Genomic DNA, 19780 nt, shown 5'->3' on the forward strand with positions numbered 1-19780 from the left:
TTTGTTTGTCTGCACGTCATGCGGTCGGAATGCAATCGAGGAGGAACCATGAGCGAGATGCCAAAAGCATATGACTTCAAGGCCAGCGAGCAGCGTCTGTACGAGTGGTGGTGGCGCAACGGCTGGTTCAAGCCGGAGTCGGCGACGGACCCAGAGGCCGAGCCGTTCACGATCGCCATCCCGCCCCCCAACGTGACCGGCGAGCTGCACATCGGGCACGCGATGTTCGTCAGCATCGAAGACCTCATGGTTCGCTTCCAGCGCATGCGCGGCAAGCGCGCGCTCTGGATTCCGGGCACCGACCACGCCAGCATCGCGACGCAGTTGCAGGTCGAAAAGATGCTGCGCGAAGAAGGCGCCTCGCGCGAAGCCGTGGGCCGCGATGAGTTCCTGCGCCGCGCCTGGCAGTGGAAGGAAAAGTATGGCGGCCTGATCACTAATCAGTTGCGGCGGCTCGGCGCGTCGTGCGACTGGGACCGCGAGCGCTTCACGATGGACCCCGGCCTCTCGCGCGCCGTGCGCGAGGCGTTCGTGCGGCTTTATGAGAAGGGCATGATCTACCGCGGCACCTACCTGATCAACTGGTCGCCGGGCCTCAAGACAGCGGTCAGCGACCTGGAAGTGGAATACAGCGAAGAGCAGGTGACGCTGTACTACTTCAAGTACCCGATCGCCGGCGGCGGCTTCATCCCAGTGGCAACCGTGCGCCCGGAGACGATCCTGGGCGACACGGCCTTGGCCGTGCATCCCGAGGACGAGCGTTACGCAGCGTATATCGGCCGCAAGGCGCTCGTGCCGATCCTGAACCGCGAAATCCCGGTGATCGCCGACGAGGCGGTGTCGCGTGAGTTCGGCACCGGCGCGCTCAAGATCACGCCCGGCCACGATCCGGTGGACTACGAGGTCGGCAAGCGACATAACCTGCCGGTCATCTCGGCCATGAACCCGGATGCCACGATGAACGATGCGGCAGGGCCGTACAAGGGGCTCGATCGCTTCGAGTGCCGCAAGCGCATCTGGGCGGACATGGAAGCGGCCGGCCTGACGATCAAGACAGAACCGTACACGACGAACGTGCCACGCGCCGAGCGCGGCGGCGAAATCGTGGAGCCGCTGATGTCAACCCAGTGGTTTGTGCGCATCCAGCCGCTGGCCGAGCAGGCCGTGCGCGCCGTGCGCGAGGGGCGCATCCAGATCATCCCGGAGCGGTTCGAGAAAGTATACTTTAACTGGCTGGAGAACATCAAAGACTGGTGCATCAGCCGCCAGCTCTGGTGGGGTCACCGCGTGCCGGTCTGGTACTGCGACGCCTGCGGCCACATCTTCACCGCCCGCGAAGACCCGGTGCAGTGCGAAAAATGTCACAGCGACCGCATCCGGCAGGACGAGGACGTGCTCGACACCTGGTTCTCGTCGGGACTCTGGCCGTTCAGCACGCTCGGCTGGCCCGACGACACGGACGACCTGCGCACCTACTACCCGACCGACGTGATGGAGACCGGCTACGACATCCTGTTCTTCTGGGTGGCGCGCATGATCATGTCCGGCCTGGAGTTCACCGAGGAGCCCCCGTTCCACACCGTGTATCTGCATGGTCTGGTGCGCGACGAGCAGGGCCGCAAGATGAGCAAGACACTCAACAATGTGGTCAACCCGCTGACCGTCATGGACGAGTACGGCACCGACGCGCTGCGCTTCACGCTACTGACGAGTAGCACGCCGGGCAACGACCTGAACCTGGCGATCAGCCGCGTGGCCTCCAACCGCAACTTCGCCAACAAGATCTGGAACGCGGCGCGCTTCGTGGTGGGCCACCTGCGCAGCCACACACCCGAAAACCACGAGCCGTTCGTCGAGTCGTACGACCTGCCGTCGCGCTGGATCCGCTCGCGCTTTGAGAGCGTGGCCGCCGACGTGACGCGACTGATGGAAGACTACCAGTTCGGCCAGGCGGGGCAACTGGCGTATGACTTCGTCTGGGGCGAGTTCTGCGACTGGTACGTGGAGATCAGCAAGCTGGCGCTTAACGGCGATGATCTGGCCGCAAAGCACAACACGCTAACGACGCTCGTACAGGTGCTGGACGGCTCGCTGCGACTGCTGCATCCGTTCGTGCCGTTCGTGACCGAAGAGGTCTGGGGCCACCTGCGCGAGGCCGGCGGCGACCTGACACAGGACTGGCCGCCCGCGCTGATGATCGCCCAGTGGCCGCAGGGCAGCATCGACGTAGCAGACACCGACGCCGAGTCGCATATGGCGCTCGTGATCGACATCGTGCGCAGCATCCGCAATGCGCGCACCGACTATAAGCTCGATCCGAACCGCAAGATTGGCGCGACCATAGTTGTCGGCGACTTGCACAACGAGTTGGTGCCGTATGCGGAGATGATCGCACGCCTCGGCGGCCTCGACGACGAGAAGTTGTACATCGAGGCGACTTTGCCTGAGAAGCCTGCGAAGTCGCTGGCGCTGGTGGTGCGCGGCGCCGAGGTCTTCCTGGCGCTTGATGAGCTAGTCGACGTGAACAAGGAGCGCGAGCGTCTTGAAAAAGAGATCAAACAGGCCGAGGCCGACATCTTCAAAACGGAGAAGCTGTTGAGCGGCGACTTCGCCGGGCGGGCGCCCGCCGCCGTGGTGGAGAAGGAGCGCGCGAAGCTGGTCGATACGCGCGACCGCCGCGAAAAGCTGCTGGCGCGCCTGAAGGGGCTGGACTAGAGCGTTTGCTGGAATATATCGATACGCGATCTGCGCGGTTGGCAAGATTTCTCAGGCACTACGTGCCTTCGAAATGACAATACGCGCGGGGTTGTCATTTCGAAGCTGCGCCGCAGCTGAGAAATCTCGGCCGCGCCTTGCCGACCGCTAGCGGTTTCGGCTTGTTCGTGAATCCGCTCTGCGAAGTACACTGTATCCACGCTGCAAGCAAGCAGCGCGCCGCCCAATCAATCGGGCGGCGCGCTATTCTTACTGTCTGCTCGTCATGCCCGCGAAAGCGGGCATCCAGAGATGTTGCTCCTGGGCTCCCGCTTTCGCGGGAGCGACGCTGTGTGGCTCTTACACTGTTTTGGATTGATTATGTTCCTCGAAATTGTCATGCTGAGCGCGAACACAATACCACCGCCGTTCGACCAGCGACGCGCGCGAAGCATCTGAGTTGAAGCATTTCAGAGCGTTTCTCAGAATGAACTGATACGTAACACCTGTCATTCCCGCGAAAGCGGGAATCCAGAGCTCCTGAGTGCCAAATCTTCCTGTGGCAATTGGCCTACCATAGGCGGTTCACGAACCGCCCCTACGCCAAGGAATAGCCGGGCGGCAGTCATATCGGCTGTTTCTGCTATCCGCGCTAGGTGCTTCGCGCGCCGCTCCATTCTTTACGAAATACCGTGCGCCGTTTCTCCCGCGCGCACCGCTTCCTGGGCCATCGCGCGCACATCCTCGTTCGGGTCTTCGAGCAGGCGGCGCAGATGCCCCATGGTCGAGTCGATGTTGCCCACGTTTTTCGCGATGCGATAGAGCGCCCAGGCGCCCATTTGCCGCACACCGGGCTCGGGGTCGACCAAGGTATCGTTCAGTTGCGGCAGCGCCGCGCGCACGTCGTGCTTGTGCGTCGCCAGGTAGCCGAGCGCGATCGGCGCATCATGCCGTAGTTCCGTCGACACATCCGCCAGCAGTGGCAGCAGTTGCGGGACGAGCACCGTGATGTCGACTCCGTCGCGCGCCGCCGCCACGACCACGCCCATCGCGCCCGTCTTCGTGTCCGCATCGTCAGCCGACAGCAGTTCGCTCAAGGTGGGCCAGTCGCTCACGCGCGTCGCTTCCAGCGCGAGCGACTTGCTGGCCGCGAAGCGCGTGTCGGCATCGGCGCTGGAAAGCAGCGACCGCAGTGCGCCGGTCGCCGCCGAAAGGTCCAGGTTCCGCTCCGCCGCCATCTCAATTCGGCGCAGCGCATCGGCGCGAGTTTCGGCGTCGTCCGCGCGCAGCCCGGCGACAAGCTCGCCCATATCCTGGCGCAGGCGCGCCGTGCCAAGATACTCTAGAAACCGTTCCCAGGCCTTCACCCCAGCTTGCGTGACGAACCCGTCCTCCGCCTGCTCGCGGAAGATGTTGACCTTGGCTTGCATGCTGCTGAGCAGGTCGTTGTTGACCCGCGCGCCTTTTTCGAGCAACTCCTGCGCCACGTCAACGTGCCCGGCGAACGCGGCGTTCATCAGCGGCGTCTTGTCCGCGCCGCCCAGGTTCTCGATATTCGCGCCGCGCTCCAGCAGACGCCGCACGATCTCGCGCTGTCCGGCCTCGGCCGCCTCGTTCAGTGCCGTATCGCCATACTCGTCGCGCGCGTCGATGGCGGCGCCCGCATCAAGCGCGGCGTCCACCGCTGTAAGGTCGCCGGCGGCAGCCGCCCTGTGCAGTTGTTCGACCGCGCGCGCGCTCATGCCCGCTCTTTCCCGATCCAGCCAAGATGTGTGTGGCGAAATGAATCCATGTGCTTTAGCCCATAGCCCACGGCGCGGTCGAGGCTTGAATGTCCCAAGAGGATGAGTGCCGCCGCCTGCACGTCAGACATAACCAGAATCGCACCCGCTGCAAAAAGCGCGACCGCCACGCCCTTGTGGTGTACGAAGTTGTAGGTCAGTGCGCCGCACGTCGCGCCTAGCAGGTACCCGAGCATGCTCAAGTCGGGCGCCAGAAACCAGATTATGTACCACCACCAGTCGTAGCCCATTCCCCATACAAACAACCAAAGACACAAGAACGTCAGCGCCACTTCCTCGAGCTGAATCAATCGCTTCACGGCTTCTCCTTTGCCCGGCAAAATGAATATGCAGCCTGCGATCGTGCCGGCGTGCGCGCGGCGTCATTGTAGCACACTCGGCGATGGCCGACTGTCCTATTGCCAGATAGCGCCTGCTGACGTATCGTAAAGCGGTAGGAGGCATTGGAGGTTATGTCTATGTTTGCTCGCCATCTTTCGACATTCACCGTACCATTAGCTGCCGCGCTTCTGATGTCGATCGCCATCAGAACACCGCCCGCCGCTCGCGCCGATCTGGGCGGTTGCCCGATGTTCCCGCCCAACAACGTCTGGAACGCGCGTGTCGACAATCTGCCGGTACACTCACAGTCGGCCGCCTACATCGCGTCGCTCGGGTCCGCCACCGGCCTGCACCCCGACTTTGGCTCAGGCTACTGGGCAGGTTACCCGATCGGCATGCAGTACGCGACCGTCTACTCGCCCACCCCGTCCATTCCGATCAACTACGTCGAATACGGTAGCCAGAGCGACCCCGGACCGTTCCCCATACCACTTAGCACGCCGGTTGAGGGAGGCAGTTGGTTGACGAATACCGGCGACCGGCATGTACTGGTCGTCAACACATTCGACTGCAAGCTGTACGAACTCTACCACGCCTATGTAAACGGCAACGGCGGATGGGACGCCGGTTCCGGCGCAGTCTTCGATCTCACTCATAACGCCCCGCTGCGACCCGACACGTGGACGTCGGCCGACGCCGCCGGGCTGTCTATTCTGCCCAGCCTGGCGCGTTACGACGAGGTGGCATCGGGCGTCATCACGCACGCGCTGCGCTTCACGGCCAATTGCTCGTCGGGCAACGTCTGGCCGGCGCGGCATCAGGCGCCGTACCGCACCGGCGCCTGCAATCCGCTGCCGCCTATGGGGTTGCGGGTGCGGCTCAAGGCGTCGTACGTCATCAATCCCGCGTGGTCGGCGCAGACCAAAGTCATTCTGACCGCGTTGAAGACGTACGGGCTGATTCTGGCCGACAACGGCAGTTCGTGGTATATCAGCGGCGCGCACAATGCCGGCTGGGTCGACGATGTGCTGGCGCCGGAGCTCAGTAACGTGAAGGGGGCAGACTTCGAGGTGGTGGACAGCGCGCGGCTCATGCTCGACTACAACTCGTGGGCGGCGGCTGTGAATCTCCAGTACCTGCCGGCCATCATCCGGTGACGCGGCGCTATTTCTTGAGCGCGCTCTGCCACTGGTAGAGACGATTGAGTGCCTCCAGCGGCGTCAGCGCTTCCAGATCGAGCGACTTGAGTTCCTCGAGCACGGGGTCTGAGAGGTTGAAGAGCGCGGGCTGCAGCGGGGCCGGCGACCGCTCGCCGCGCACACTACGCGGCTCCGACGACTGGCTTTCCAGATCGTCCATGATCTCCTCGGCGCGATTGATGATCGGGCGGGGCAGTCCCGCCAACTGCGCGACATGGATGCCGTACGAACGATCGGCGCCGCCCGGCACGATCTTGCGCAGGAATGTCACCTTGCCCTCGGCCTCGGACACGGCAACGTTGTAGTTCTTCACGCGCGGCAGCCGGTCGGACAGCGCGATGAGTTCATGGTAGTGTGTGGCGAACAATGTCTTGGCCTGCAGGCGCGGATGATTGTGGATGTGTTCGATGACGGCCCACGCAATCGCCAGCCCGTCGTACGTGCTGGTGCCGCGCCCGATCTCGTCGAGGATCAGCAGGCTGCGCGGCGTGGCATGGTGCAGGATGTTCGCCGTCTCGACCATCTCAACCATGAACGTCGACTGTCCCGCGCTGATGTCGTCCTGCGCGCCCACGCGTGTGAAGATGCGATCTACGATGCCGATGTGCGCCTCATCGGCCGGCACAAACGAACCAATCTGCGCCATCAGCACGATCAGCGCGGTCTGGCGCAGGTACGTCGTCTTGCCGGCCATGTTGGGGCCGGTCAGCACGACCAGTTCGCCGTCGGACAGCCGCGTGTCGTTAGGCACGAACGGCTCTTGCCGCGCGCTCAGTTCGACCACCGGATGCCGCCCGCCGGCGATCAGCAACTCGCGCCCGTCGCTCAACACCGGACGCACATAGCGGTTCAGCACCGCCACCTCGGCCAGCGACAGGCAGACGTCGAGATGCGCCAGCGCATGCGCGGCGGCCAGCAGGTCGCGGCTGCGCACCGCGATCTGCCGCAGCGTCTCGCGGTAGATCTGCCGCTCCAGGTCGAGCGTGCGCTCTTCCGCGTTCAGGATCAGCGTCTCCTGCTCCTTCAGCGCGGGCGTAATGTAGCGCTCGGCGTTCGTCAGCGTCTGCTTGCGAATATAGTCGGAAGGCGCATGCTCGGAGGCCGCCTTGCTGATCTCGATGTAGTAGCCGAAGACCTGGTTGTAGCCGACTTTGAGCGTCTTGATGCCGGTCCGTTCGCGCTCGGTGCGCTCCAGGTTCGCCAGCCACTGCTTCGCTTCGCGCACGGCCTGGCTCACGCCGTCAAGCTCAGCCGAATAGCCGCCACGGATCACGCCGGTATTGTTCATGGTCGCCGGCGGCTCGTCGCTGATCGCCGCCGCAATGGCGGCGGCGGCCTCGCGGGCGGCGGCGACACCGACCGGCGGCACGCTGACGGGCGACGCCGCATCCGCCAGCAGCGCGCGAATCGTCTCCACGCGCTCCAGCCCGGCGCGCAGCGCGTTCATCTCGCGCGGCAGCGCCGCGCCCTGAATGACGCGGTTGACCAGCCGTTCGAGGTCGGTCATGCCCTTGAGTGCCTGCCTCAACTCGGCGCGCCGCATCGCCGCTCCGGCAAAGTGCGCGACTGCATCGAGGCGCGACTCGATTTGCGCGCGGTCGAGCAGCGGCTGGTTGATCCAGGTGTGCAGCAGGCGCGCGCCCATCGGCGTCAGCGTCTGGTCGAGCACGCTGAGCAGGGCGCCGCGCGCATCGCCGCGCATCGAGCGCGTCAGTTCCAGGTTGCGCCGCGTCGCCGCGTCGAGCAACATGTAGCTGTCGGTCGAATAGGCGCGCAGGTCGGTCAATTGCGCCAGCGCGGCCGCCTGCGTGTCTTTGAGGTACTGCACGATCGCGCCGGCGGCCGCCGTCATCGGCGGCGAGCCTGCGATGCCGAAGCCGTCGAGCGTGCCAACCTTGAAATGATCGAGCAGTGCCCGGCGGGCCGTGTCAGCGTCGAAGCGCCATGCCGGGTATGGCGTAACCGTCGCGCCGAATACCGCCAGATCGGCGGGCGCGTGCCATGCGTCGGGGCCACCGGAGACCAAGACCTCGGCCGGGGCCAGTCGCTCCAGTTCGCGAACCAGCGCGCCACGCGCGTCGGACCCCGCAAACTGCGTCGCCGCAAACTCGCCGGTCGTGATATCGCAGAACGCCAGGGCGCAGCGCTCGCCGATCGCCACGGCCGCCAGGTAGTTGTTTCTCCGCGCGTCGAGCATCGACGCCTCGACGACCGTGCCCGGCGTCACCACGCGCACCACCTCGCGCGGCATCAGGCCATCCTGCGGGTCGGTGCCGGTCTGCTCGGCGATGGCGACCTTGTAGCCCTTCGCGATCAGCCGCGCCAGGTAGTTCTCTGCCGCATGGTGCGGCACGCCTGCCATCGGAATACGCTCGCCCTTCGCCACCGGGCGTGACGTCAGCACGACGTCGAGCTCGCCCGCCACCAGGCGCGCGTCGTCGTCGAACGTCTCGTAGAAGTCGCCCAGTCGGAAGAAGACGATAACGTCGGGGTACTGCTTCTTGATGTTGAGGTACTGCTGGCGTATCGGCGTGGTCATCGCTGGCTATGATAACCGATAGGCGCGAACGCGCCAACTCAGAGGGCGTTGCGCTGGTTGTTGCATTCAGAGGCATGCGTACTCGGGCGCATCCGGGTGCAACTGCGCCCACGTAAGCGCATGGCCCCGGCGTCTGGCGCGTGCAAGCCGGCGGGCCGGACATCGCGCGCGCAAGCGGCGCTCGGTCCGAGCATTCTCATCGCGCTCGACCGCTGATGGCACGACACCCAGTGATTCGCGCAGGCTCTCCGCCGCGCCGAGGCAGATCGCCGCGTGCTCCAGTTTGCCCGCGGCGACGGCAACCGCAGCCAGTTCCCAGAGGCAGTGCAGCCCATCGATGCGAAAGTCCAGGCCGTGGTAAAGTGCCAGCGCCTGCCGGATCAGATCCGCCGCATTGCCTGTGTCGTCGGCGTCGAGCGCGACGCGCGCCTGCCCGCGCATGGCGGTCGCAGCGCCGGACCGGCTGCCCAATTCACGCGCCAGCGTCAGGCTCTCGGCAAACAAGCGGGCGGCTCGCATACGGTCGCCTTCCAGGAGCGAGATGCGGCCTTGCCAACTGAGGGCAAACATCAGGACGTGGAAACGTCCACCAAGTTTCCGCGCGAGGGTTACGCTCTCGTGCAGCATTGACTGCGCGCGGGCGAAGTCGCGGCGGTGCATCGCCACGGCAGCGCCCAGCGTATTGAGGATGTTAGCCGCATCGGCGGCATTGCCGGCCGTGCGCGCCAAGCCCAGCGCCTCCTCAAAACACGCCAGCGCGCGAGCGGCGCGACCGCGATCCTTCGCGATCAGGCCTAGCGCATAGAGGACGTGGGCGAGGTTCTTTTGGTCGTTCAGCGTGCGAAGCAAACGCAGACTCTCGCGCAAGCAGCGGTCCGCCCCGGGCAGATCATATTGCTCACGCGCGATGCGGCCCAGACTAGCCAAAGCCATTGCGACGCCAGCGCGGTCGGCATCCTTTCGACGCAGCATGAGGCACTCTTGTTGCAAAGCCAGGGCGCGGTCAAAATCCGCCTGGAGCCGCGCCAGTTCACCCGTCGCATACAGGAGTGCTGCCTGTAACCCGCGCGGCAAGTCTCGTCGCCCCGGTGTTCCGACGAGTTGCTCCATCCATGCGCGGCCCGTTTCCACGGGTCCGCGCACGGTCCAAAACGGCGCCAGCGCGATGCACAGGCGAGCGGCGTGCTCGAGTTCATTATGCCCCATCAACCAGGCGAAGGCGGCCTGGAGGTTGTGCGCCTCGGGCGCCAGCCGGTCCAACCAGACGGCCTGCCGCGGGCCGGTCAGTGCCGAGCTTGCTTTTTCCGCCAGCGAGAGGAAGTGGCGTGCGTGGATTCGCCCGGCGGTTTCCAGTTCACCCCGCGCCTGCGCACGTTCGAGCGCAAAGGCTCGGATGGTTTCGAGCAGCGTGAAGCGCGCCGCGCGATTGGACATCTCCCGTTGCAGCAAGCTCACGCGCACCAGCGTCTCACGCGCCGCACGTCGTCCGGCCACGTCGCGCGTCAGCGCATTGATCGTCGCGGACGTGCCGCCGCCGGCCACCACCGCGAGGCGGAGAAAGACCGTCTGCGTTGCCGCATCCAGCCGATCGTGGCTCCAGGCGATGGCATCCAGAAGCGTTTGCTGGCGAGCGGGCAAGTCGCGCAGACCACCCGCTCGCAAGAGCGGCGCGCCGCGTGCGCGCGCCAGCATCTGTCGCGGCGTGAGCCGGTCGCCGCGCGCGGCGACCAATTCGATGGCGAGCGGCAGGCCGTCCAACCGTGCGCACAACAACGCCAGCGCCGGCGCGTTGCGGGCGCTCACCGTGAAGCCAGGATTGACCGCCCGCAACCGCTCAACGAACAGCGCCACGGCCGGGTAGCGGACGATCGCGCCGGCGTCCATGTCGCTGACGTCGGCGGGCACGGCCAGCGGCGGCACTCGCCATAGCTGCTCCGCGCGTACCGCCAGCGGTGCGCGGCTGGTCGCCAGCACCGTCAGACGTGGACAAGCGCTCAACAATTCCGCGAGCGCCGCCGCCGCCCCCAGCACATGTTCGCAGTTGTCGAGCAGTAACAGGAGGCGACGCTCCCGCAAAGCAACGGCTATGCTCTCCCCCAGCGCGATACCGACCCGTGTTGCGATGCCCAGCGCGTGCGCAATGGCGGGCATTACTTGGGACGCATCCTGGAGCGGGGCGAGCGACACGTAGCATACCCTGCCGCCAAACTCGGCGCTCAGGCCGTCTGCGGCTTCGATTGCGAGGCGGGTCTTGCCGATACCTGGCGGGCCGACAAGCGTCAACAGGCGTGTAGCCCCCGCCCTAAGGCGTTCGCGAACGGCGGCAAGTTCGGCGCCACGGCCGATCAGCGGTGTCGGCGGTGCGGGCAGGTTACCGTAGTGTGGAAAGGCCGCGCCCCACGCGTTTCCCGCCGGCGGCGCGCCCCAACGTCCGGAGCGGGCGAACGTGATGAATGCCTCGTGTTCAACCTCCGGCACCCGCAGGCAGTCGACGATCCGCGCCGCCATCTGCCTGGAGGGGCGACGGTCATCCGCCTCCAGTTTCTGCACGGCGATCAGCGAGCAGCCGACGAGCTCGGCCAGTTCGACCTGGGTCAGATCGAGCACTTTGCGCCGAAGTTTCAGCCACTGACCGAACGTCGTGATGTCCGGCATGCGTGCCCCGTCGGTAATTGCACCACCGCGCGGAAGCCTGTATGGGAAACTGTATGGCGCGCGCGGGCGACAAGCGTGATAGAATGCTGGCAGCATTTTAGCAAAGACCGCGTGACGCGTCCAGCACCTTGGCGCGGTTTGGCGGGGATCGTCCCCGGGAGGCCCACATGCCACGCATTGGAATCGGCCTGTTCCTGGCCCTGATCATCTGTGTGTTAGTGCTGGCTTTGGCCGCCGGCGTATCGGCAACGGCGCCCGCCGCACCGGCGGTCACCGTCGTCCAACTGCTTCCGGTGAAAGACACGTACGTCAATCAGGCTTCCCCCGACACGATCTATAGTGATAGCGCTTTCTTGAGTGTCGAGTACGATGAGTTTCTCAAGCAGTCTTTCTCACTGCTCCAGTTTGACCTGTCCGTCATCCCCGCCGGATCGGAGATCACCAGCGCCGTGCTCAAACTGTACCTGAGCGCCGCCGACTTCGGCAACGAGGTGCTTGCCGTACACCGTGTAAGCGATGCCTGGACGAACACCGCAACATGGAACACGCGCCCGGCCTTCACCGCCACCGAATATGCGACCCGCACGATTGGCACGACCATCAACTACAGCTACACCTGGCAAATTGCTTTACTGGTAGACCGCTGGCGCAACAACAGCATCACATATCCCAACAATGGCCTCGCACTCGTCGGCCGCAACAACGGCGGCACATGGTACCGCACTTTCGGCAGCTACCAGGGCACACACAGGCCCGTGCTCGTCGTCAGCTACAACCCGCCAACGCCGACGCCGACGCGTACGCACACGCCGACGCAGACACCGACAGCCACCTCGACGGCGACGCTCACCCCCACACCCACGCAAACCAATACACCAACCCAAACGCCCACGGGCACACGCTCACCCACCGCCACGCCAACCAATACGGATACGCCCACGACAACGCCGACGCCAACGGCGACGCCAACTCAGACTCATACGCCGACCAACACGCCCACGCCGACGCCGACACCAACCACGGTGCTACTTGGCTCGATCGGCGACTTTGTCTGGCACGACGCCGATCGTGATGGCGTTCAGGACGCTGGCGAGGATGGACTATCGGGGGTGCGGATCGACCTCATCCAGAGCGCCGTTGTCCTTGATACCGTGTTCACTGACGCTGGCGGCTACTATTCGTTTGTGGGCCTGGCCGCCGGGGCCTACACGCTGGCGCTTGACCCGTGGACCCTGCCACCCGGCTACAGTCTGACCAGCGGAACGGAACCGCGGGTCGTGGTACTCGGAAGCGGGGAGAACCTGACCAGCGTGGACTTCGGGTACGCAGCGGCGCCAACCCCGCCACCCCCGCCACCGTCGACCGTCGATCTGCAGTATGTCGATATGGAGGTACTGCAGGTGGTCGACAACGCGCGACTGGTCGCCGGCAAGCAGACCGTCGTGCGCGTCTACGTCGGTGTGAGCGGGACGGCACTGCCCGTCAACAACGTGCGCGGGCGACTGATGCGCGTCGGCATCGACACCTGGAACACGGCTTTGCGCTCGGACAACGCCATCACGATAGACCCAATCGTCGATCCTTACCTGGGCAACCGCGATGACTTCGGGCACACGCTCAATTTCACACTGCCCGACGACTGGCCGACCGGCGCATACTGGGTAAATGTGTGGGTCAACTACGCTCCGGGCATCGACGAATGCACCCTGTGCGGCGACAATAATGTTGGCAGCCGCTGGCTGTATTTCTTCGACCGCACGCCACTGAATGTATACATACCTCGCGTGCGGGTCATCACCGACTCCATCGGCAGCAGCCTGATACCGTCCCGAACGATGCGACTCGAGACGAGTGAATGGACCCGGCAGGTGTATCCCGTGCCCGATCTGCGCGTATGGACACTGCCCGTCATTTCAACAAGCGGCAACTTCAGCACCACCAAAGCCGCCGGCACGTGCAGCGACGGCTTTGATCAACTGCTGGACGACCTGCTGGAAATCAAGGCCGATAACGACGAGCCGTTTGCGAACATGCAGTACTACGCGATCATGCACCCCGATGTCGTCTCCAACAACGGCGGCTGTGCATCGGGCGGCGTCAGCGCCGGTAAGGTCACACCTGGCCGTTTGAGCGGACAGCAAACGCTGGCGCACGAACTGGGTCACGACTTCGCTTTGCGCCATGCGCCGTCGCCTTACACCAACTCGATCGGGCTCGGTCCGAGGGATCCGAACTGCTCGAATCCGGGCCGCATCAATGCGAGCTACCCGATCACGAACGGGCGGCTCGACTACTACGGCTTCGATGTCGTCACACCGGCCGTATTTCCAGCCGCGGGGTGGTATGACATCATGACGTACTGCGGCACCGGCGCGCAACCGTATCGCAATAAATGGCTCTCACTCTATACCTACGAACATCTGTTTGACTATTTCGACCCTAACCCTGCGGCTGTTTCCAGTGCCGGATTTTCGACCAGAGCGATCTCGCCGTCCGGCAATTACCTGCGCGTGATGGGACGCATCTACTCCGGCACGGCCGAATTGCGGCCGTTCTACCGTCTCAGCCTGCCCAGCGGCTCCAGCGACCACGCCGGGAGCGGCGCATACACACTGGAATTGCACAATGCTTCCGGCACGGTGATGTTCACGCGCTACTTCGACCCGCTGGGACACGACGGCGCACCGGATGAATTTGGCGCGTTCCTCGAGATCGTCCCATTGACTTCAGGCGTAGCGCGGATCGTTATTCGCGCCGGCACACTGGAAATCGCCAGCCGAAACGTCAGTGCGCATGCGCCCACCGTCGCCGTCGTCGCGCCAAACGGCGGAGAAACCTGGTCTGGCGCCGGCGCCGAGACCATTTCGTGGACGGGCAGCGACCTGGATGGTGACCCGCTTTACTACACCGTGCAGTACTCACGCGACGGCGGCGCCACGTGGCAGGCGTTTGCGGTGAACATCACCCAGACGCAGATCACGGTGGACGCGGCGGACTTTGGCGGCACGAGCAACGCGCGCGTGCGCCTGACAGCCAGCGACGGGGTGAACACGGCGCAGGACGCCTCAGATGGCGCGTTTACCATCGGCCGGAAGGCGCCGGAGCTGTGGCTAAGCGGGGAGACAGATGGCGCGTGGTTCGAGCCTGGGCAGGTGGTCTCGCTGCAAGCGTTGGCCACCGATGTCGAAGACGGCCCCCTGAGCGGCAGCGCGCTGACCTGGACCTCGAGCCTCCAGGGCTCACTAGGCTCGGGCAGCTACCTTGCCCGCAACAACCTGCTGCCCGGCACGCACGTCATAAGCGTAACGGCGCTCGATTCCGACGGGATGAGCGCCAACGCGACCATCACGATCTTCATCGGCCACCGCACCTATCTGCCGCTGATCGCGAGGTAGAAGCGAGAGTTGCGTGGCTAGCCGTTGCTTCCCAATGAGCGAATCATCCATTTGCCCGGCTCGGGCAGAACCTCGAAGCCGGCGTAGCGATGGTACAGTTCGTGTGCGTCGCGTGTCGCCAGCACAACGCGCTTGATGCCCTGCAGGCCGGGATGTGCGATCACCATCTGCATGAGCCACTTACTGAGGCCGCGGCCGCGATGCGACGGCGCGATGAACACGTCGCACACCCATGCAAACGTAGCGTAGTCCGTCACCACGCGCGTGAACCCGACCAGCGCGCCGCGATCGTACACGCCGAAGCAGAGCGAATTGGCAACCGAGCGCTCGACGACGTCGCGCGGGCGGCCCAGCGCCCAGTACGCCTGCTCGCTCAGTAAGTGGTGCAGCGCATCCAGGTTCAGCTTCGCGCGGTCCGTGCTGATCTCATACACGCCCCGGCGCTCCTCGATGATCTCCATCCCGTTTCCTCCGACGGCCCGAACGGGCCCAAACACAAAAGGCTGGCGCCATGGCAAGCGCCAGCCCGTGCGTGTCCAATCGATCGCGCGGGCCGCAACATTGCCGCCCGCGCGTTGACCGCGTGCGCGGCTACATCCAGTTCATCTTGCGGACGTTGGCCCAGTTGCCCTCTTCGCAGGCGAGGATACCGCCCTCGAAGCCCTGGAACGCCCAGCGCACGCCCTGCACCACCGTGCGCAGCTCGTTGGTAACCGGCCGGCCAAGGTTCAGCTCCTTGGCCCTCCGCTGGATCGCCGCATCCGGATTGAACGAGATGCCAATCGCCATCCAGGCCGCTGTACGAATCTCTTCAGGGATTTCAGCCGCGACAGACATAATGAACTCCTGCAAGGGAAAGTTTCGGGGGTCGGATTTGCCGGTGATCGCGCCGGATATCATCGCGTGCGTCACGATCATGTCCGGCGTGACGGCGTACCGGCGCACCAGATACGCGCAAAGCTTGCGCGTGGCGGCCACCATGCGCGGATCGTACGGGTCTACGCCGTCATTGCGGTTGACCATCTCGATGCCGATCGAGAAGTTGTTCCAGTCGCTCAGGTTGTTGTAGAACGAAGGGCCGGCATGCCACGCGCGCTGTACCTCGTCCACCATCTGGTAGACGGAGCCGTCGCGGTCGACGAGATAGTGCACCGACACGCCCGACACGGGGTTGGCCAGCCAGTTGAGTGAGGGACCCGACTCGCCGACGGTCGCATGCAGCACAATCGCATTGGGCACCGTTTCGGGTGGCCGGTCATTATAGTTGTCGCTGGGAAAAATGCGCGCCAGCGGATACTCCGGTAACGCCATACGCCTCCTGCTCTACATTGAGATTCGACGTTGAAGGAATTGTAACACGCCTGGTGCGCGTTGCGCAAGTTCGCACAAACAGTATCAAAGCCCGCGCGGTCTCTGGCAACGCAATGGCGCACCGGGCGGCATGCCGCAACCATTCGGGTCTCGCCCCACCGCATTGGAATTGCCAAACCGGTCGACTTGCCTGATAATGGCGCAGATATGCTGCATCCGATCGAGCACCCGGGCATGGCCGATCTGCGCGCCGCGCTCGCAGCTATGTCGCCTGCCGCCCTGTCCACGGTCGAACGCGCCTTCGGCGTGGCCGAGCAGGCCCACCACGGGCAGTTGCGCGACGAGGGCGCGCCGTTCATCGAGCACCCGCTGCGCGTGGCGCTGATTGTCGCGCGCGAGCTGGGCCGCAGCGACGCCGATCTGCTTGCCGCCGCGCTCCTGCACGATGTCGTCGAGGACTCGTCCGTGCGGGAGGCCGACGTGCGGCTCGCCTTCGGCCATCAGGTCGCGCATCTGGTCGGCCTGCTGACGAAGGAGAAGGTACATGACCCGCAGGCCAAGCGCGCCGCGACCCGCCGCTATCTCAAGCGAATCGCCGACGCCTCGCCGGAGGCCCTGCTGCTCAAGCTCTGCGACCGGCTCGACAATCTGCGCTCACTCGACGCGATTCCCGATTACGACAAGCGCAACAAATACGTCCGGGAGACGTACTGGCTCTATATGCCATTTGCCGAGCGTGGCGGCGAGTTCTTCCGGCGGCAGTACCTCGACCTGATGGCTGCCACCGTGCGCCGGGATGGCGAGCTAATCGACCTGCGCCTCGCGGACTATCCCGAACTGACGGGCGGCATCGAAACGCGCCGCGACCCAACATAGAAACTCTATGCGAAATCTTGAACTCAAGGCGCGCCTGGCCGACCTTGCACATGGCGAGCAAGTCGCGCGGTCGCTCGGCGCGGAAGCGCGCGGCGACCTGCACCAGATCGACACGTACTTCGTGACACCGCGCGGCCGGCTCAAACTGCGCGAGATCAACGACGCCGGCGGTGAGTTGATCTACTACGACCGCCCGGAAGCGACGGCGACGCGCTGGAGCGACTACTTTGTCGCGCCGGTCGCCGATTGCGCCGCCCTGCGCGATGTGCTGGGGCGCGCCTACGGCGAGCGGGTGATGGTCGAAAAGACGCGCCGCCTGTACATCTATCGCGGCGCGCGCATCCACCTCGACGACGTGGCGCGCCTCGGCGCGTTCGTAGAGTTCGAGGTACCGGTCGCAACCGACGCCGAAGCCGACGCGCAGAGTGCGCGTGCCATCATGCGCGCGCTCATGGACGCTTTCCACTTGCTCGATACGGACGCCGTGCGCGCGTCGTACGGCGAGCTACTCGGAGGCGGCGATCTGTGAGCCGGGTGCTACTGTGCATTGACTTCGGCGGCACGCAGACGCGCGCCGCCGTCATCGACGAAGCGGGCGCGCTGTTGTCGCGCACGCAGGCGCTCACGCCGAGCCGCGAGGGGCCGGACGCCGTCTTTGCGGTCATCACGCAGGCTGCGCGCGCGGCGCTAGCGCAGTCACCACGCACCGATATCAGCGCAGTCGGCCTGTCGTCGCCCGGGCCAATCGTCCCGAGCACCGGCATCGCGTACAACTTGCCGAATATCGCCAACTGGGGCGCCGTGCCGATCGGGCCGCGCTTGGCCGCCGAGTTCGGCGTGCCGTGCTACGCAGGCAACGACGCTAATCTGGCCGCGTTGTCCGAATGGCGGTTCGGGGCCGGGCGCGGAACCGCGCACCTCATCTACCTGACGCTCAGCACCGGCATCGGCACCGGCGTCATTAGCGGCGGGCGGCTCATCGAGGGCAAAGACGGACTGGCCGCCGAGGCGGGGCACGTCGTCATCGAAAGAGACGGGCCGCCCTGCTCGTGCGGCAATCACGGCTGTGTCGAGTCGCTGGGCGCCGGCTGGGCGATCGCCCGCAGCGCGGAGGAGCGGCTCGCACGAGGCGAGCCGTCCGTACTGCAAGCCGAGCGCCGCCACGTGTCGGCCCGCCTCGTCGCCGAGGCCGCAGCCGCAGGCGATGCACTGGCCGCCGGCGTGTTCCGCAATGCCGCGGTCGCGATCGGCATCGGCATTGGCAATCTGATTACCGTCTTCAATCCGGAAATCGTCGTGTGCGGCGGCGGACTGACCAATGCCGGCGAATTGCTGTTCGGGCCCGTGCGCGAAACGGCGCTGTCGCGCTGCTGGGGGCCGCTCGGCGCCGGCACCCGCATTGTCCGCGCCGAGTTGGGCGACAATATGGGCCTGCTCGGCGCGCTGGTATACGCACTCTCACGCGGCGCGTGATCCGCGCCCAACCATCCCTGTGAGCATTATGATCGGTATACCACCGGTACGTCTCGTAAACGCCATCCGCTACGTCACCCCGCTGCGCGAGGGCGGCTCGATGCCCGCCATCGTGGAAGCGGACGACGAGGGCACCTACGTCCTGAAGTTCCGCGGCGCCGGGCACGGCGCCAAAGCGCTGATCGCCGAATGGCTCGGCGCCGGCATCGCCCGGGCGCTCGGATTGCCGATTCCCGAAATCGTCCTGATGCAGCTCGATCCCGAGTTCGGAAAGACCGAGCGCGACCCGGAGATCCGCACGCTCATCCAGTCCAGCGCCGGACTCAACCTGGCGGTCGACTATCTGCCGGGCGCGATCGGGTTTGAGGTCATGGACCGGCCGCGCATTGCGCCCGACCTAGCGTCGCTGATTGTCTGGTTTGATTCGTTCATCACCAACGTCGACCGCGCGGCGCGCAACCCCAACATGCTCTGGTGGAAGCGGCAGCTATACCTGATCGACCACGGCGCGGCGTTTTACTTCCAGCACAACTGGCCCGAGGCGAATAACGTCGCGCACAGCCCGTTCCGCACCATCAAGGACCATGTGCTGCTGCTTTCGGCGAGCCAGATAGAGGCAGCCGGGCAGCGTGCCGCCGCGCACCTGAACAACGCCTTCCTGGACGATCTGGCCGGATCGATCCCCACGGAATGGCTTGAACCGGCAGAGGGCTTCGCGAGCGCCGACGCGCACCGGGCGGCATATGGACGGTTCATGCGGGCGCGGCTGGAGTCGGCGGCGACCTTTGTGGCGGAGGCGCGTCGTGCCCGAACGCATGGCATTTGAAGCGGCGATCATCCGGATCGTGCCACGCGTGGAGCGCGAGGAGTTTATGAACGCCGGCGCGATCGTGTACTGCCGCGCGCGCCGTTACCTGCGCGCGCGGGTCGCGCTGGACTGGGCGCGACTGGACGGTTTCGCGCCCGGCCTATGCGACCGCGCCGAATTGGAAGAACACCTGGCCCACCTGGTACTCGTCTGCGAAGGCGACCCAGCGGCCGGCGAAATCGCCGCTCTGTCGGTGTCGGAGCGATTCCAGTGGCTGGTCGCGCCGCGCAGCACGATGATTCAGTGCTCGGCCGTACATGCCGGATACGCCGTCGATCCCGATGCCACGCTGGAACACCTGATGCACACGATGGTCAGGCTGCCGTAAGACCACGATTGAGCCGGCGTCCGCTTTCCAAATAGATCAGCGGGCCACTGCGACGTGCAGCGGCCCGCTGTTTTGAAATCTGCGCTTGAGGCGTTGCTAGAACGCGTTCTTGATCTCGCTGAACACGTTGCCGACCACCGGCCCCAGCAGCGTCAGGATCGCAATCACCACTGCCGGCGTGCTATGAACTGGCCCCCCTGGTGCTTGTCACGCATGCTGGCTCGACAAGAAAGCGGCGTTGCCCTCCCCCCGACCCCCTCCCAACTTCGTTGGGAGGGGGCGAGATTCTAAGGGGAGGTGCGCGGCGGCTGCGCCGCCG

Annotated in this window: 14 protein-coding genes; 8 read left to right on the top strand and 6 right to left on the bottom strand. The window is 65.2% G+C overall.

Annotation, left to right across the window (positions count from 1 at the left end; genetic code table 11):
• Positions 1–48: 48 nt before the first annotated feature.
• Positions 49–2715, top strand: coding sequence for a valine--tRNA ligase (locus HZB53_05940; protein MBI5877169.1), 2667 nt, complete (start codon positions 49–51; stop codon positions 2713–2715).
• A gap of 659 nt (positions 2716–3374) precedes the next feature.
• On the opposite strand, the gene HZB53_05945 is transcribed toward HZB53_05940, so the two are convergent.
• The gene (locus tag HZB53_05945; protein MBI5877170.1) at positions 3375–4436 is read right to left on the bottom strand and encodes an ankyrin repeat domain-containing protein; all 1062 of its coding nucleotides are present in this window, start codon (positions 4434–4436) and stop codon (positions 3375–3377) included.
• Complete coding sequence (locus tag HZB53_05950) at positions 4433–4795, bottom strand: DUF4260 domain-containing protein (protein ID MBI5877171.1); 363 nt, start codon at positions 4793–4795, stop codon at positions 4433–4435. The genes HZB53_05945 and HZB53_05950 overlap by 4 nt, the downstream gene beginning before the upstream one ends.
• Positions 4796–5008: 213 nt before the next feature.
• Between HZB53_05950 and HZB53_05955 the strand changes: the two genes are divergently transcribed.
• The gene (locus HZB53_05955) at positions 5009–5974 is read left to right on the top strand and encodes a hypothetical protein (protein ID MBI5877172.1); all 966 of its coding nucleotides are present in this window, start codon (positions 5009–5011) and stop codon (positions 5972–5974) included.
• Positions 5975–5981: 7 nt separating this feature from the next.
• Here the strand turns inward: HZB53_05955 and mutS are convergent, their stop codons facing one another.
• Both mutS and HZB53_05965 read right to left on the bottom strand, forming a co-directional pair.
• Complete coding sequence (mutS, locus tag HZB53_05960) at positions 5982–8555, bottom strand: DNA mismatch repair protein MutS (protein MBI5877173.1); 2574 nt, start codon at positions 8553–8555, stop codon at positions 5982–5984.
• A 66-nt stretch (positions 8556–8621) separates the two neighbouring features.
• The gene (locus HZB53_05965) at positions 8622–11210 is read right to left on the bottom strand and encodes an AAA family ATPase (protein ID MBI5877174.1); all 2589 of its coding nucleotides are present in this window, start codon (positions 11208–11210) and stop codon (positions 8622–8624) included.
• 167 nt (positions 11211–11377) lie between these two features.
• Between HZB53_05965 and HZB53_05970 the strand changes: the two genes are divergently transcribed.
• Positions 11378–14605: a DNRLRE domain-containing protein gene (locus HZB53_05970; protein MBI5877175.1), complete on the top strand. Its 3228-nt coding sequence runs from the start codon at positions 11378–11380 to the stop codon at positions 14603–14605.
• Between the two features lie 17 nt (positions 14606–14622).
• On the opposite strand, the gene HZB53_05975 is transcribed toward HZB53_05970, so the two are convergent.
• Together HZB53_05975 and HZB53_05980 are read right to left on the bottom strand one after the other, a co-directional pair.
• Positions 14623–15066 carry a GNAT family N-acetyltransferase gene (locus HZB53_05975; GenBank protein MBI5877176.1) on the bottom strand — a complete coding sequence of 148 codons (444 nt, stop codon included), beginning with the start codon at positions 15064–15066 and terminating at the stop codon, positions 14623–14625.
• A 130-nt stretch (positions 15067–15196) separates the two neighbouring features.
• A complete protein-coding gene (locus HZB53_05980) occupies positions 15197–15916 on the bottom strand; it encodes an N-acetylmuramoyl-L-alanine amidase (GenBank protein MBI5877177.1) in 720 nt (239 codons plus the stop codon).
• A gap of 207 nt (positions 15917–16123) precedes the next feature.
• On the opposite strand from HZB53_05980, the gene HZB53_05985 reads away from it, so the two are divergent.
• Genes HZB53_05985 through HZB53_06005 form a run of 5 tightly spaced genes read left to right on the top strand, consistent with a single transcriptional unit; the run spans position 16124 to position 19461 of the window.
• Entirely contained in the window at positions 16124–16792 is a 669-nt protein-coding gene (locus HZB53_05985) for an HD domain-containing protein (protein MBI5877178.1), read from the top strand.
• Between the two features lie 7 nt (positions 16793–16799).
• Positions 16800–17321 (top strand): class IV adenylate cyclase, encoded by a 522-nt coding sequence (locus HZB53_05990; protein MBI5877179.1) that lies wholly within the window; start codon positions 16800–16802, stop codon positions 17319–17321.
• Positions 17318–18265 (top strand): ROK family protein, encoded by a 948-nt coding sequence (locus tag HZB53_05995; protein ID MBI5877180.1) that lies wholly within the window; start codon positions 17318–17320, stop codon positions 18263–18265. Before HZB53_05990 ends, HZB53_05995 begins: the two co-directional genes overlap by 4 nt.
• Positions 18266–18293: 28 nt before the next feature.
• A complete protein-coding gene (locus HZB53_06000) occupies positions 18294–19091 on the top strand; it encodes an aminotransferase class I and II (protein MBI5877181.1) in 798 nt (265 codons plus the stop codon).
• A complete protein-coding gene (locus HZB53_06005) occupies positions 19069–19461 on the top strand; it encodes a DUF3037 domain-containing protein (protein ID MBI5877182.1) in 393 nt (130 codons plus the stop codon). Before HZB53_06000 ends, HZB53_06005 begins: the two co-directional genes overlap by 23 nt.
• The last annotated feature ends 319 nt before the right edge of the window (positions 19462–19780 follow it).

Source organism: Chloroflexota bacterium (genome assembly GCA_016235055.1).
Classification (GTDB): Bacteria; Chloroflexota; Anaerolineae; order JACRMK01; family JACRMK01; genus JACRMK01.